Origin of the sequence: Enterobacter sp. BIDMC 26, assembly GCF_000534435.1 — a bacterium.
Classification (GTDB): domain Bacteria; phylum Pseudomonadota; class Gammaproteobacteria; order Enterobacterales; family Enterobacteriaceae; genus Enterobacter; species Enterobacter ludwigii.
The window spans coordinates 4427021-4440327 of sequence record NZ_KI973182.1 but is presented as its reverse complement, the minus strand read 5'-3'; the positions used below and the strand labels follow the sequence as shown (position 1 = coordinate 4440327).

Annotated in this window: 17 protein-coding genes; 4 read left to right on the top strand and 13 right to left on the bottom strand. The window is 53.5% G+C overall.

Annotated elements, in window-relative coordinates; genetic code table 11:
* Nucleotides 1–173 precede the first annotated feature (173 nt).
* Complete coding sequence (gene ytfE / locus L462_RS02615; protein WP_014168339.1) at nucleotides 174–836, top strand: iron-sulfur cluster repair protein YtfE; 663 nt, start codon at nucleotides 174–176, stop codon at nucleotides 834–836.
* Nucleotides 837–902: 66 nt separating this feature from the next.
* On the opposite strand, the gene cycA is transcribed toward ytfE, so the two are convergent.
* Together cycA and fklB are read right to left on the bottom strand one after the other, a co-directional pair.
* The gene (cycA, locus tag L462_RS02620; protein WP_014168338.1) at nucleotides 903–2312 is read right to left on the bottom strand and encodes a D-serine/D-alanine/glycine transporter; all 1410 of its coding nucleotides are present in this window, start codon (nucleotides 2310–2312) and stop codon (nucleotides 903–905) included.
* A gap of 313 nt (nucleotides 2313–2625) precedes the next feature.
* On the bottom strand, nucleotides 2626–3246 hold the full coding sequence (fklB, locus tag L462_RS02625) for an FKBP-type peptidyl-prolyl cis-trans isomerase (protein ID WP_025205816.1): 621 nt from the start codon (nucleotides 3244–3246) through the stop codon (nucleotides 2626–2628).
* A 233-nt stretch (nucleotides 3247–3479) separates the two neighbouring features.
* On the opposite strand from fklB, the gene L462_RS02630 reads away from it, so the two are divergent.
* Complete coding sequence (locus L462_RS02630) at nucleotides 3480–4124, top strand: OapA family protein (protein WP_032679427.1); 645 nt, start codon at nucleotides 3480–3482, stop codon at nucleotides 4122–4124.
* A gap of 45 nt (nucleotides 4125–4169) precedes the next feature.
* On the opposite strand, the gene L462_RS02635 is transcribed toward L462_RS02630, so the two are convergent.
* From L462_RS02635 to rpsF, 5 genes are all read right to left on the bottom strand, one after another.
* Nucleotides 4170–5099, bottom strand: a complete 930-nt coding sequence (locus L462_RS02635; RefSeq protein WP_032679426.1) for a DMT family transporter — start codon at nucleotides 5097–5099, stop codon at nucleotides 4170–4172.
* 150 nt (nucleotides 5100–5249) lie between these two features.
* Entirely contained in the window at nucleotides 5250–5699 is a 450-nt protein-coding gene (gene rplI, locus L462_RS02640; RefSeq protein ID WP_014168334.1) for a 50S ribosomal protein L9, read from the bottom strand.
* Nucleotides 5700–5740: 41 nt separating this feature from the next.
* Nucleotides 5741–5968 carry a 30S ribosomal protein S18 gene (gene rpsR / locus L462_RS02645; protein WP_000135199.1) on the bottom strand — a complete coding sequence of 76 codons (228 nt, stop codon included), beginning with the start codon at nucleotides 5966–5968 and terminating at the stop codon, nucleotides 5741–5743.
* Nucleotides 5969–5972: 4 nt separating this feature from the next.
* Nucleotides 5973–6287 (bottom strand): primosomal replication protein N, encoded by a 315-nt coding sequence (gene priB / locus L462_RS02650; RefSeq protein WP_014068638.1) that lies wholly within the window; start codon nucleotides 6285–6287, stop codon nucleotides 5973–5975.
* Nucleotides 6288–6293: 6 nt separating this feature from the next.
* A complete protein-coding gene (gene rpsF, locus L462_RS02655) occupies nucleotides 6294–6689 on the bottom strand; it encodes a 30S ribosomal protein S6 (protein ID WP_014068637.1) in 396 nt (131 codons plus the stop codon).
* A gap of 341 nt (nucleotides 6690–7030) precedes the next feature.
* Here rpsF and yjfY point away from each other — a divergent pair, with 341 nt between their 5' ends.
* On the top strand, nucleotides 7031–7306 hold the full coding sequence (yjfY, locus tag L462_RS02660) for a DUF1471 family protein YjfY (protein WP_032679425.1): 276 nt from the start codon (nucleotides 7031–7033) through the stop codon (nucleotides 7304–7306).
* A gap of 141 nt (nucleotides 7307–7447) precedes the next feature.
* Here yjfY and L462_RS02665 read toward each other — a convergent pair whose 3' ends face one another.
* Genes L462_RS02665 through ulaA form a run of 6 tightly spaced genes read right to left on the bottom strand, consistent with a single transcriptional unit; the run spans nucleotide 7448 to nucleotide 11856 of the window.
* Entirely contained in the window at nucleotides 7448–8134 is a 687-nt protein-coding gene (locus tag L462_RS02665) for an L-ribulose-5-phosphate 4-epimerase (RefSeq protein WP_032679424.1), read from the bottom strand.
* Nucleotides 8127–8987 carry an L-ribulose-5-phosphate 3-epimerase gene (locus L462_RS02670; protein WP_025206246.1) on the bottom strand — a complete coding sequence of 287 codons (861 nt, stop codon included), beginning with the start codon at nucleotides 8985–8987 and terminating at the stop codon, nucleotides 8127–8129. The genes L462_RS02665 and L462_RS02670 overlap by 8 nt, the downstream gene beginning before the upstream one ends.
* A gap of 9 nt (nucleotides 8988–8996) precedes the next feature.
* Nucleotides 8997–9647 carry a 3-keto-L-gulonate-6-phosphate decarboxylase UlaD gene (ulaD, locus tag L462_RS02675; protein WP_032679423.1) on the bottom strand — a complete coding sequence of 217 codons (651 nt, stop codon included), beginning with the start codon at nucleotides 9645–9647 and terminating at the stop codon, nucleotides 8997–8999.
* Between the two features lie 13 nt (nucleotides 9648–9660).
* A complete protein-coding gene (ulaC, locus tag L462_RS02680) occupies nucleotides 9661–10128 on the bottom strand; it encodes a PTS ascorbate transporter subunit IIA (RefSeq protein ID WP_014168330.1) in 468 nt (155 codons plus the stop codon).
* A 9-nt stretch (nucleotides 10129–10137) separates the two neighbouring features.
* Nucleotides 10138–10443, bottom strand: a complete 306-nt coding sequence (ulaB, locus tag L462_RS02685; RefSeq protein ID WP_014168329.1) for a PTS ascorbate transporter subunit IIB — start codon at nucleotides 10441–10443, stop codon at nucleotides 10138–10140.
* Between the two features lie 12 nt (nucleotides 10444–10455).
* On the bottom strand, nucleotides 10456–11856 hold the full coding sequence (gene ulaA / locus L462_RS02690) for a PTS ascorbate transporter subunit IIC (protein WP_020882935.1): 1401 nt from the start codon (nucleotides 11854–11856) through the stop codon (nucleotides 10456–10458).
* Nucleotides 11857–12214: 358 nt separating this feature from the next.
* On the opposite strand from ulaA, the gene ulaG reads away from it, so the two are divergent.
* Complete coding sequence (gene ulaG / locus L462_RS02695; protein WP_020882936.1) at nucleotides 12215–13279, top strand: L-ascorbate 6-phosphate lactonase; 1065 nt, start codon at nucleotides 12215–12217, stop codon at nucleotides 13277–13279.
* Nucleotides 13280–13307 lie beyond the last annotated feature (28 nt).

The following is a 13307-nucleotide window of genomic DNA, read 5'->3' as shown; positions in this document are numbered from 1 at the left end:
CCCCACGTTAAAAAACTTTCTAAAGTAATTTCCTGCATTCATTCAGCAAGTTAAAAGTCATTATTTTTTTGTGATCTGGTTCTCACTTTTCCCCTTCCCTCTAAAGGGTTATAGCGTCGCCTTAAAGATGCATTTAAAATGCATCTTATATTATTGATGACGAGGTAACTGCTATGGCCTTCCGCGACCAACCCCTTGGCGAGCTGGCGCTCTCCATCCCGCGCGCGTCCGCGCTGTTTCGTAAATACGATATGGATTACTGCTGTGGCGGTAAGCAAACCCTGGCACGTGCCGCCTCGCGTAAAGAGCTGGATGTGGGGCTCATTGAAGCGGAGCTGGCACAACTGGCTGAGCAGCCCATTGAGAAAGACTGGCGCACTGCAGCCCTTGCCGACATCATCGACCATATCATCGTGCGTTTTCACGACCGTCACCGTGAACAGCTGCCTGAACTGATCCTGCAGGCGACAAAAGTGGAGCGCGTTCACGCCGACAAACCTTCCGTACCACGCGGTCTGGCGAAATACCTGACCCTGCTTCACGAAGAGCTTTCCAGCCACATGATGAAAGAGGAGCAAATCCTCTTCCCGATGATCAAACAGGGTATGGGCAGCCAGGCGATGGGGCCCATCAGCGTCATGGAAAGCGAACATGATGATGCAGGCGAACTGCTGGAAGTGATTAAACACACTACCCATAACGTTACACCGCCACCAGAGGCGTGCACCACGTGGAAAGCGATGTACAACGGCATTAACGAGATGATCGACGATCTGATGGAACACATCAGTCTTGAGAATAACGTCCTGTTCCCGCGTGCCCTCGCAGGTGAATAAAAAAAGGCGCCCGAGAGCGCCTTCCTGAGGTTATCATTCGGCCACAGCATCTGTGGCCTTTTTTTATTAACGCATGCCTGCCATACGTTTCTTACCGATAAATAACCATCCCAGCCCCAGCGCGATGAACCACAGCGGCGTGACGATTAACGCCTGACGGGTATCGTCTTCCAGCGTCAGCAGAACCAGCACGAAGACGAAGAACGCCATGCACACCCAGCACATCAGCTTGCCCAGCGGCATTTTGTAGATCGATTTTTCATGCAGGTGTGGACGCTGTTTGCGGTACACCAGGTAAGAACACAGGATGATGGTCCAGACGAACATGAACAGGATCGCAGAGACCGTGGTGATCATGGTAAACGCACCGATCACACTCGGGTTCACGTAGAGCATCACCACACCGCCCAGCAGGCAGATACAGGAGAAGGTCAGCCCTTTCGCCGGCACCGCACGCTTAGACAGTTTGGCAAACGCGCGTGGCGCAACCCCTTCCTGTGCCAGACCAAACAGCATACGGCTGGTAGAGAACACCCCACTGTTGGCTGAAGAGGCCGCGGAGGTCAGCACCACGAAGTTAATCAGGCTTGCGGCCGCAGGCAATCCAACCAGTACAAACAGCTCAACGAACGGGCTCTTGGTCGGTACAACAGAGCTCCACGGCGTCACGGACATGATGATAATCAGCGCGAACACGTAGAACATAATGATACGAATCGGGATGGAGTTAATCGCGCGCGGCAGGGATTTCTCCGGATCTTTAGTTTCCGCCGCCGTGGTACCGACCAGCTCAATCCCCACAAAGGCAAACACCGCAATCTGGAAACCGGCAAAGAAGCCGCTGATGCCTTTCGGGAACCAGCCGCCGTCATTCCACAGATGCGCGAACGAAGCCTGAACGCCGGTTGGAGACTGGAAGTGCGTCAGTACCATCACCAGGCCGACAACAATCAGGGCGATAATCGCCACGATTTTGATCATCGCAAACCAGAACTCCATCTCACCGAACATTTTAACGGTGGCGAGGTTAAGGCTCAGCAGCAGAACAATCACCGCCAGCGAGGCCACCCAGTCCGATAACCCAGGGAACCAGAACTGCGCGTAGGCCGTGATGGCGACCACATCCGCCATGCCGGTCACCACCCAGCAGAACCAGTAGGTCCAGCCGGTGAAGTAGCCCGCCCAGGGGCCAAGCAGGTCGGAAGCGAAATCGCTAAAGGACTTGTATTCGAGGTTCGAGAGCAGCAATTCACCCATTGCACGCATCACGAAGAAGAGCATAAAACCGATGATCATATAAACGAAAATGATCGACGGCCCGGCAAGACTGATGGTTTTACCTGACCCCATAAACAGCCCGGTACCGATGGCACCCCCGATGGCAATGAGCTGAATATGACGGTTTGTGAGATTGCGCCGTAGCGACTGTTCAGACGACGCCTCTTCGTCGGCGACGACTTTAACCTGATCTACCATGTGATATTTTCCTGTTTATGCCTGTCTGTGTTGTTAAGGCTCTTCTGGCCTTTAAATACGTCAAAAAAATAACGGTCCCCATGAAAGGACTCATCGATATTAGGTAAGAATCGGCGGGATGAATACTATGATTTGGATATTATGTTAATAATATGTTTAAAGTGAGTGTCATATCACTCATACAACGCGAAACAGCTCACAAAAATACACGCAACAGTTTCGTTTGCAAGATAAAATGTTGATTCCGTCGTAACTATAGGTTTTATCACTATATTCCTCTCCCCCGAAGGAGAGAGGAAATAAGAAAAGCTGATTACAGAATTTCCAGCAGCTCGACTTCAAACACCAGGGTGCTGAATGGCGGGATGGACGCACCAGCGCCACGCTCGCCGTACGCCAGGTTGTGCGGGATAGTCAGTTCCCATTTGGAACCCACTGGCATCAGGGTCAGCGCTTCGATCCAGCCCGCGATAACGCCGTTAACCGGGAATTCAGCCGGTTCGCCACGTGCTACAGAGCTGTCGAACACCGTACCGTCGATCAGTTTACCGGTGTAGTGCACGCGAACGTGGTCAGTACGCGCCGGGATTGCGCCGTCGCCCTGGTTGATCACGCGGAACTGCAGGCCAGACTCGGTGCTGTTCACGCCTTCACGCTCACGGTTCTCTTCCAGATATTTCACGCCTTCTGCAGCCATCTCTTCGAAACGCGCGCGACGCACGGCGTCAGCACGTTCGTGGATTTCACGCAGCGCACGGTGCACAACATCAACCGGAACTGCCGGGTTGTTGCCTTCCAGCGCATCAGCGATACCCGCCACCAGCGCTTCGGGTAACAGACCTTCCAGGCCGGATTCGCTCAGCTGCTGTCCTACCTGCAAGCCGATACCGTAACTTGCCTGCGCTTCGATAGTGTCAAAAGTCGGGGTGGTCATGGGTTTTCCTTCCATCACATTTAAAGTAGCGGGCAGCATATCAGCCATGCCCTTATGGGTAAAACTTTGTCTGAAGTTAAGGTGACAAACCGCCACGAAACAGAAACAATAGAGAGAACCAGGATTAATCCCGAACGAATGTCACGGATGTCGGGTTTGCTACGCCGTTCAGGCAGTTAGCAAACTATACTTCGGAGCACAGGATAAAAAAGACGCGGAGCAGGAGGAGAGCCATGCCCGGGCGATTTGAACTGAAACCTACCCTGGCGAAAATCTGGCAGGCGCCGGACAATTTTCGCATCATGGACCCGCTGCCGCCTCTGCATCGCAGAGGGATCATCATTGGCGCGCTGATGGTGATCGTGGGCTTCCTGCTTCCTTCCGGTGGCGATGACGCCGACACCGCGACGGTGACCCGCAATGCCCAGCTGGATATTCAGTCGCAAACGCGACCGCAGCCGGACACACAGCCTGTGCAGACGCAACTGGTCACCCCGACGAACGATCCGGGACAGGTTGCGCCTGTTGAACCGGAACCCATTCAGGATGAACAGCCACAGGAACAGGCCGCGGCCCCGGCAGAGCCACAGGCTCAGCAGCCAACCGGCATTGAGCAGCAGTGGCGTTCCTATCGCGTAGAGCCGGGTAAAACCCTTGCGCAGCTGTTCCGCGACCACAATCTGCCGCCAACCGATGTGTATGCCATGGCGCAGGTGGAAGGCGCGGGCAAGCCGCTCAGTAATTTGCAGAACGGCCAGCTGGTGCAGATACGTCAGAATGCCAGCGGTGTCGTCACCGGGCTCACGATTGATACGGGAAATGGCCAGCAGGTGCTGTTTACCCGCCAGCCTGACGGCAGTTTTATCAGAGCACGTTAATGTTCAGGCCGGGTAAGGCGAGCCAGCCCCCCGGCAATGCCCTTCTTAGTGACCCCGCTTATTGACCCACCAAATCCCCGAGCAGACCAGCACCAGCGCAATCGCATATTTGATGTCCAGAATGTTTTCACCGAGGAAAATGGCGGACAGCACCGTCCCGGCAACGGGGATCACAAAGTTGAACGGGGCAATCATACTTACGCGGTTCACTTTCAGCAGCGCGCTCCAGAGGGCGAACGCTACCGAAGAGAGTAACGTCAGATACCCCAGCACCGCGACGGCCGTCATGCTATGCACTTCCAGCATCCCTCCCGTGAGATAGCCACCCGCCACCAGCGCCGCGCCGCCGATAGCCAGTTGCCAGCCGGTCATTACCGTCGGGTCGACGGTCTGGGAGATGCGTTTTCCGTAAAGCGTGGCGGCAGAAAGGATAAAGGCTGCCAGCACCACAAACCCGTCTCCCTTCCAGACGAAACTGAATTCGCTTAACCCGCCGTGGAAGTTAACCAGCATCACTCCGGCAAAGCCCAGAATACAGCCAAGCGTTTTGTTATAGCTGAGCTTGTCGTTGTGGTAGATGAAGTGCGCCAGCAGCACGCTGAAGAAAGTGCCGGTGGCGTTCATGATCGAGCCGTTCACGCCTGTCGTGTAGGCCAGTCCGATATAAAAGAAGGTGTACTGAATGCTCGTCTGCGTCAGCCCCAGGACGGTCAATTGCCCAAACTGCCCGGGCGTGAACCTGCCGATGGGCTTGCGCTGTGCTAATGCAAAGAGAAGCAGCAGCACACCCGCAAACAGAAAACGGTAACCGGCGAACACGACCTTTGAGGGAATATCATCGGTGGCAATCTGGAAGAGTTCATAGCCGCTTTTTATGGCCGGGTAAGAGCTACCCCAAAGCAGACAGCAGAGCGTGGCGCAGGCATAGGCCACCTTTCGACGGGCAAATACGGGCGTGGGCAGAGCGGTTTCCATGTCGAATCTCATAAATAAAATTGCGTTTCATTTTATTATCAGAGAATGCGCCAGGAATAGCGACCCTACAAGCACTAAAGCGCGAGTCTGGTCCCTTAAAAAAGCAAAACGCCGGCACAAGGCCGGCGCTTCGACGTGAGCAGAGTAAAATTACTCAGCTACAACGTTAACAACCAGTTTAGCGAACACTTCGCTGTGAACCTGGAAGTCCACTTCGTGCTCACCAGTGGTACGCAGAACACCGTTCGGCAGACGAACTTCGCTCTTAGCCACTTTAACGCCAGCTGCAGTTACTGCATCAGCGATATCGCGGGTACCGATGGAACCGAACAGTTTACCTTCGTCGCCAGCTTTGGAAACGATGGTAACAGTGCCCAGTGCGTTGATTGACTCAGCGCGAGCATTAGCAGCCGCCAGAACGTCAGCCAGTTTGGCTTCCAGTTCAGCGCGACGTGCTTCGAAAAACTCTACGTTTTTCTTGGTAGCTGGAACAGCTTTACCCTGTGGAACCAGGAAGTTACGAGCGTAGCCCGCTTTAACGTTTACCTGATCACCCAGGCTGCCCAGGTTTGCTACTTTATCAAGCAGAATAACTTGCATTACCTTATCCTCTTAAAGTCGTATTAATGGACCGTGCCCGATTACTGATGACGATCAGTGTACGGCAGCAGGGACAGGTAGCGAGCGCGTTTGATAGCGCGAGCCAGCTGACGCTGGTATTTTGCACGAGTACCGGTGATACGGCTTGGGACAATCTTACCGCTTTCGGTGATGTAGTTTTTCAGCGTTGCGATATCTTTATAGTCGATCTCTTGAACGCCTTCCGCGGTGAAACGGCAGAACTTGCGACGACGGAAATAACGTGCCATATGGCTAGTCTCCAGAATCTATCAAATCAATCTGCTCGGCATGCAGAACCATTTTGCTCAGGCCGTTCTTTGCCTTGTGGCAAGAAATGAACCCCTGAACGATTACTGCGCTACCGACCGTTATACTGTGAGTAATGGCCTGGTTTTCGTGTCCGCTAATAATAACGGGCATTTGGCACCACGCCTGCCGGTGAAAGCCGGCTTCCTCTTGCACAGAACGATGCTCAAGCACGAACTGGCAATGCGGAATTCCTGATGGACTGACCTTACGAAGGGGGGTCCTGCACACGGTACCGGACAACACCAGACGGTTGGTCATCAGAAATTACTCTTCAGAATCCCCAGCATCAGAATCATCTGCGGTTTCGTTTGCGAAATCATCGCGACGCTCACGGCGCTCGTCTTTCGCTTTAACCATCGGAGATGCTTCGGTCACTGCGTTTTTGGTACGCATAACCATGCTGCGGATAACGGCATCGTTGAAGCGGAAGGTAGTTTCCAGCTCATCGATCACTTCCTGCGGCGCTTCAACGTTCATCAGAACGTAGTGTGCTTTGTGCAGTTTGTTAATCGGGTAAGCCAGCTGACGGCGGCCCCAGTCTTCCAGACGGTGGATCGTACCTTCTGCACCAGTGATGGCAGCAGAGTAGCGCTCGATCATGCCCGGAACCTGTTCGCTCTGGTCAGGATGGACCATAAAAACGATTTCGTAATGACGCATCGAATTGCTCCTTACGGATTATTCAGCCTCCTGTCTGGGTCAGCCGAGGCCCGGGGAGGCAAGGAACGTGTTAAAGGTCGGCTGAAAAATTGACGCGTCATAATACTTGCGCGCCCCTGGAAACTCAAGCTGATTGCACAAATAATTCGCACAAAGCGTAAAGCTGGTCTAAGTGGGTGATTTAAAATTAACCACATCAGGAAGCGTTGTTTTTTTGAACAACAGCATCAGAAATGGTCACGCATCCCCGCCGGATAAGTGATTACACTTTAATCAGAGACCTTATTTATAAAAGGAGAGCACCCCCCCCTTTCACAGCACGCAGTCGTGGAGCGCATATCATGAAAAAAATCGCATTTGCCGTAATGGCTGCACTTTTGCTCAGTGCAAACGCGATGGCAGCCATCAAGATAGACGGCCGGCAGGCCCAAAACATGGATGATGTGCAGAGCTTAGGCGTAATCTACATCAATCATAATTTCGCCACTGAAAGTGAAGCAAATCAGGCACTCAATCAAGAGACCGATGCTCAGGGTGCACAATATTATCACGTCATACTGATGCGTGAGCCCGGCAGCAACGGCAATATGCACGCCAGTACAGATATCTACCGATAACGCTTTAACGCTAGCACCAGGAAAGCCAACAAAGAGAACATAGCCATAGTTTAACTTGCCCCCTGCCCGGGGGCTTTTTTTTACTAATGGCTCTGAAATACCACCGGTTACAACTGTTTTTCGGTATTCCAGAGCACTTATTCACTTCTGCCCGTAATAGGCGTTGGGTCCATGTTTACGCATGAAATGTTTATTCATAAGGTAATCATCAATGCCCTGAAGCTGCGGATTGATGCCGCGGGCGATCCATGCCATTCGCGCCACTTCCTCCATCACCACCGCGTTATGCACGGCATCGTGAGCGTCTTTTCCCCACGAGAATGGACCGTGCTGATACACCACAATACCCGGCGTATGCAGCGGCTCACGCTCAGCCAGCGTGTCGATAATGACGCGACCGGTGTTGAGTTCATACTCCCCTTCCACTTCGGCCTGCGTTAATGCCCGCGTGCAGGGAATATCGCCAAAGAAGTAGTCTGCATGCGTGGTGCCAAGAGCCGGAATGGGCAACCCTGCCTGCGCCCAGGCCGTGGCATGGGTCGAGTGTGTATGTACAACGCCGCCCAGGGAGGGATAACGCTGATACAGTGCCAGATGGGTGGCGGTATCAGAAGAAGGACGCCACTTTCCGTCAACCACGTTGCCATGAAGATCCACAACCACCATGTCGTCGGCGGTCATGGATTCATAGGGCACACCGCTGGGCTTAATCACGACCCGCCCCTGCTCACGGTCGATGGCGCTGACGTTACCCCAGGTAAACGTCACCAGACCGTAGCGAGGTAGATCCATATTGGCCTCAAAGACCTGCTGCTTAAGCTTATGCATGCTCAGCCTCCAGCAACCCAGCCCGCGCCATACGTTCACGGACCCAGTCCCGCGCCTTCGCCACTTCGGCTGCCGGGTCGTCCGACGTTTCACTCCACATCTCAATCAGGTAAGGCCCGCAGTAACCTGTCTGTTTGAGCGTCTGGAAGCACCGTTCGAAATCCACCACCCCGGTGCCGAACGGAACATTTTTGAATACACCAGGCCGGGTATCTTTGACATGAACCGCCACGATATGACCAATACCCGCCTGCAGTTCCATCTGCACGTCGTTATCCCAGGCTGACAGATTGCCGATATCAGGGTAGAGCTGGAACCATGGATTATTCAGGTAGTGCGCGTAACCCAGCGCCTTGCTGATGGAGTTCATTAACGGATAATCCATGATCTCCATCGCCAGCGTCACCTGAGCACGGCTGGCCATGTCGACGCTCTCTTTCAGGCCGTCACGAAAACGACGGCGCGTTTCATTGTTGGCGTCCTGATAGTAAACGTCATACCCCGCCAGCTGGATCACACGGATGCCGACATCCTGGGCAAAGCGAATGGCTTTACGCATGATCTCCAGCCCCTGAGCACGCACAGCATCATCTTCACTGCCAAGCGGAAAACGACGGTGGGCGCTGAGGCACAGGGAAGGCACACGTACCCCCGTTTCAGCGATGGCGCTAACCAGTGCCAGACGCTGTTCGCGGCTCCAGTCCAGGCGAGACAGGCGTTCGTCCGTCTCATCCACTGACATTTCGACAAAATCGAAACCGAGTTGTTTCGCCAGTTGCAGCCGCTCCAGCCAGCACTCCCCCGCAGGGAGTGCCTTTTCATAGATGCCGAGCGGGACTTGTTTAGACAACATACCCGCTCCTTAGCCCCAAAGCTGAGCGATTGAGCGTTTGAACTGACGCGCGGCTTCTACCGGAGAGGCGGCATCACGGATGCTACGGCCTGCGATAAAGACATGAATTGGGATACCTTTGAACAGCGGCAGATCTTCCAGCGCCAGGCCTCCGGTCACGGTCACTTTGAAGCCCATATCGGCCAGATGCTTAATCGCGCTGATATCCGCTTCCCCCCACGCTACCCCAGCGGCCTGCGCATCACGGCTGCGGTGATAAACCACCTGTTGAATGCCCGCGTCACGCCACTCCTGCGCCTGCTCCCAGGTCCAGAACCCGGTCAGCTCAATCTGCACATCACCGTTGAACTCTTTTGCCACATCCAGCGCACCTTTAGCCGTGTTGATATCCGCACAGCAAATAACGGTGACCCAGTCGGCATTGGCTTCAAAACACATACGGGAAAGAATTTTGCCCGCATCGGCAATCTTGGCATCCGCCAGCACGATTTTATGCGGATACAGCGCCTTCAGGTCGCGGACGGCGCGAACGCCTTCGCCCACGCATAGAATGGTACCGACTTCAATGATGTCCACTTCTTCCGCAATCAGGCGGGTGGTTTCGTAAGCGTGAGACAGCGTCTGGTTATCCAGCGCGACCTGCAACATTGGTAATGACATTTTCAATTCCCTCTTAAACTGCCGCCGCAGTGGCGTTATCAATTAAATCCAGCACATCCTGCTCGGTGCGGCAGGCGCGTAAACGGTCGAAGTTGGCCTCATCATCAAACAGATTCACGATCTGCATAATGCCCACCTCCTGGTGGGTGTTGGCATCAACAGCCGCCATGGTGATGAGGATGTCGACCGGGTCGTTATCTTCGTGGTTGAAAGCCAGTGGTGTTTTCAGCGTAACCAGCGCAAAGCCGGTTTTTTTAACACCCTCTTCCGGGCGGCCATGCGGCATCGCCAGCCCTGGTGCAATCACGAAGTAAGGGCCGTGCTCTGCAACGCCATCCAGAATGGCCTGGTAATAACGCGGCTCGACAACATCGGCTTTTACCAGCAGATCTACGCTAAGTTTCACCGCCTCCTGCCAGGTGCTGGCGTCGGCCTGTAAAAGGATGGAGCTGTTCTCTGCCAGCGAATCACGTAGTTTCATGTTGCGTCCTTACTTCACATCTTGTGGGAAATGCGCGTTGATCACTTCCAGCAGCTTTGGCCCAAAGTCGGCTGGCGACAGCATGTTGCGCACGCCTACCACATATTTGTTGCCTGTCACGGTGATCTCACCGGCGATGTGGGTAGAGGCGATGATGATGTCCGCGCCGTTCAGTTCACTTTTGTATTCGCCCACTGCGCAGCTGTTCACCGTGTGGTCGATGTTTGACTGGGTTAAAAACTGGTCCACTTTCATCTTCATGATCATGGAACTCCCTTGCCCATTGCCACACACAGCCAGGATACGTACGGTCATAATCGAAACTCCTTAATGAGCAGAAACTTCTGCTGTTTGTTTTTCTGCATCTTCTTCAGCCCGCAGAGTGCGACCAGCGAAGAACATATAAGCCAGAGCAATGAGGATGATGACAGCCATAAAGATCAGGCCAACGGAGGCGAAGCCCTGCATCATCGGTGGTGCCAGAATTGACCAGTCGGCCATGCCCATCCAGGCGCTCATACCGGTGAGCTTGACCGCCCACACACACCCGAAGATTTCCACCATCCCCATCACCAGGCAGATCTTGAGCGCCGCGCGCCAGCCACCAAAGTGGTTCGCAAAGACGCCGATGGTGGCGTTGGAGAAGAACATCGGGATAAAGCCAGGAATGATCAGAATGGAAGAGCCGCAGCCCACCAGGATACCCACCGCAATCAGCTGGCCGATGGTGCCCCACATGAAGCCCCAGACCACCGCGTTTGGCGCGAAGCTGTAGATAGCCGCGCAGTCAATCGCCAGTACCGCACCGGGAATCAGACGCTGAGAGATACCGTTGAAGGCTTCGGACAGCTCGGCAACGAACATACGCACGCCCTGGGTGATAATGAAAATCGCCACCGCGAAAGAGAAACCTGTTTGCAGGATATAGACAGTCCAGTGGGTTTTACCCGCCATCGCCTGTACGACGTCAATGCCAAAGGAGAGCAGAATGGCACCGAAGAAGAGGGTCATCACAATCGCCGTAGAAACGATATTGTCGTGGAAAATATTCAGCCAGCCCGGCAGTTTAAGATCTTCGACGCTCTCTTCTTTTTTGCCCAGATACGGCGCGACTTTATAGGCAATCCAGGAGGCAAACTGCTGCTGGTGGCCGATGGAGAAGCCGCAACCGTCGGTGACGTCCTGCGTGGGCTTGTACATCATGTTGGAGGTGATACCCCAGTAGAGCGAGACCAGCACCGCGGTGCAGATAATGGTCGTCCACATTGGGTAGCCAAAGATAAAGAAGGAAACCGCAATCAGCCCTGCCTGCTGGAACATGATATGGCCAGTCAGCATGATGGTGCGAATACCGGTAATGCGGCGCAACAGAACGTAAATGATGTTCAGCGCCAGCGCGAGCAGGACCGCATACCCTACCCAGCTGTAGGCATCGCCCATGCGATCGATGGTGGCCATCATCGAGGCGTAGGTGTCAGAGATGGCGCCGTTGATGCCATAGACTTCCGACATTTTGGCCACTACCGGCTTGAAGGTGCCGGTCAAAATGCCTGAACCCGCCTGCAACAGCATGAAACCGATGATGGTTTTAATGGTGCCTTTAATAATAACGCTGACGCTTTTGCGCAGCAGGATATAGCCAAGGCACGTCACGATGCCCAACAACAGCGGGGCATTAGTCATTACCTGATTAAAGAACACGGTAAAGACGTTGTAGAGGATCTCCATAACTCTCTCCAGAAATGAGAACACGAGGGGCAATCCCTGTGCGGTTGGTGACAACACTCTATTAATCACAAATAATCACCACAAGATTAAATCTGATTATTTGTGACGCATCACGCAAATTATTTCCCTGGTGTTAGTAATGATTTTCACTTCGGCATGCTATATAAAATTATTTCCATATAATTCATGCAATTAATGATTAATACGGTTAAAGATAACAAGAAGTGCGAAGAGCCTCCGTGACGTCAGGCAGATAAAATTACACATTTTGATCGTTGCAATGCGCGTGAAATGGTGCCAGCATTAATCACAACAAATCACCAATTGATTATTTTTGATTAAACCAGGAGTCAAAACGATGAGTAAAGTGAACACCATTACCCGTGAATCATGGATTCTGAGCACTTTCCCGGAATGGGGTAGCTGGCTGAATGAAGAGATTGAGCAGGAACAGGTTGCTCCTGGTACCTTTGCAATGTGGTGGCTGGGGTGCACGGGGATCTGGCTGAAATCAGAAGGTGGCGCGAATATTTGCGTCGATTTCTGGTGCGGCACCGGCAAACAGAGTCACGGTAACCCGCTGATGAAAAAAGGCCATCAGATGCAACGCATGGCGGGCGTGGAAAAACTTCAGCCAAACCTGCGTACCACACCGTTTGTTCTTGATCCGTTCGCCATTCGCCAGATCGATGCCGTTCTCTCTACGCACGATCATAACGATCATATTGATGTCAACGTGGCGGCAGCGGTCATGCAAAACTGTGCCGATGACGTACCGTTCATCGGGCCGCAAACCTGCGTGGATTTATGGATCGGCTGGGGCGTACCGAAAGAGCGCTGCATCGTCATGAAACCGGGCGATGTGGTCAAAATTAAAGACGTTGAGATCCACGCGCTGGATGCCTTTGACCGCACTGCACTGATTACCCTTCCGGCCGATCAGAAAGCCGCAGGCGTACTGCCAGACGGTATGGACGAACGTGCGGTGAACTACCTGTTTAAAACGCCCGGCGGTTCCCTGTACCACAGCGGTGACTCTCACTACTCAAACTACTATGCAAAGCACGGCAATGAGCATCAGATTGATGTGGCGCTCGGCTCATACGGGGAGAACCCACGCGGCATTACAGACAAAATGACCAGCGCCGATATGCTGCGCATGGCGGAAGCGCTGAACACCAAAGTAGTGATCCCTTTCCACCACGATATCTGGTCAAACTTCCAGGCCGACCCGCAGGAGATACGCGTACTGTGGGAAATGAAAAAAGACCGCCTGAAGTATGGCTTTAAGCCGTTCATCTGGCAGGTAGGAGGCAAGTTCACCTGGCCGCTGGACAAAGACAATCTCGAGTATCACTACCCACGTGGCTTTGATGATTGCTTTACTCTTGAGCCAGACCTGCCGTTCAAGTCATTCCTCTGATTATTAAGGCCCATCGCCAGACCCGAGT

Bases quoted from the DNA above. Each gene is read 5' to 3' on its own strand.
- rpsF (WP_014068637.1), bottom strand. From the start codon at position 6,689: ATGCGTCATTACGAAATCGTTTTTATGGTCCATCCTGACCAGAGCGAA.
- L462_RS02630 (WP_032679427.1), top strand. From the start codon at position 3,480: ATGCCCGGGCGATTTGAACTGAAACCTACCCTGGCGAAAATCTGGCAG.
- rpsR (WP_000135199.1), bottom strand. From the start codon at position 5,968: ATGGCACGTTATTTCCGTCGTCGCAAGTTCTGCCGTTTCACCGCGGAA.
- ulaB (WP_014168329.1), bottom strand. From the start codon at position 10,443: ATGACCGTACGTATCCTGGCTGTGTGTGGCAATGGGCAAGGGAGTTCC.
- yjfY (WP_032679425.1), top strand. From the start codon at position 7,031: ATGAAAAAAATCGCATTTGCCGTAATGGCTGCACTTTTGCTCAGTGCA.
- ulaA (WP_020882935.1), bottom strand. From the start codon at position 11,856: ATGGAGATCCTCTACAACGTCTTTACCGTGTTCTTTAATCAGGTAATG.
- cycA (WP_014168338.1), bottom strand. From the start codon at position 2,312: ATGGTAGATCAGGTTAAAGTCGTCGCCGACGAAGAGGCGTCGTCTGAA.
- priB (WP_014068638.1), bottom strand. From the start codon at position 6,287: ATGACCAACCGTCTGGTGTTGTCCGGTACCGTGTGCAGGACCCCCCTT.
- L462_RS02665 (WP_032679424.1), bottom strand. From the start codon at position 8,134: ATGCATAAGCTTAAGCAGCAGGTCTTTGAGGCCAATATGGATCTACCT.
- ulaC (WP_014168330.1), bottom strand. From the start codon at position 10,128: ATGAAACTACGTGATTCGCTGGCAGAGAACAGCTCCATCCTTTTACAG.
- ytfE (WP_014168339.1), top strand. From the start codon at position 174: ATGGCCTTCCGCGACCAACCCCTTGGCGAGCTGGCGCTCTCCATCCCG.
- rplI (WP_014168334.1), bottom strand. From the start codon at position 5,699: ATGCAAGTTATTCTGCTTGATAAAGTAGCAAACCTGGGCAGCCTGGGT.
- ulaD (WP_032679423.1), bottom strand. From the start codon at position 9,647: ATGTCATTACCAATGTTGCAGGTCGCGCTGGATAACCAGACGCTGTCT.
- fklB (WP_025205816.1), bottom strand. From the start codon at position 3,246: ATGACCACCCCGACTTTTGACACTATCGAAGCGCAGGCAAGTTACGGT.
- L462_RS02635 (WP_032679426.1), bottom strand. From the start codon at position 5,099: ATGGAAACCGCTCTGCCCACGCCCGTATTTGCCCGTCGAAAGGTGGCC.
- L462_RS02670 (WP_025206246.1), bottom strand. From the start codon at position 8,987: ATGTTGTCTAAACAAGTCCCGCTCGGCATCTATGAAAAGGCACTCCCT.
- ulaG (WP_020882936.1), top strand. From the start codon at position 12,215: ATGAGTAAAGTGAACACCATTACCCGTGAATCATGGATTCTGAGCACT.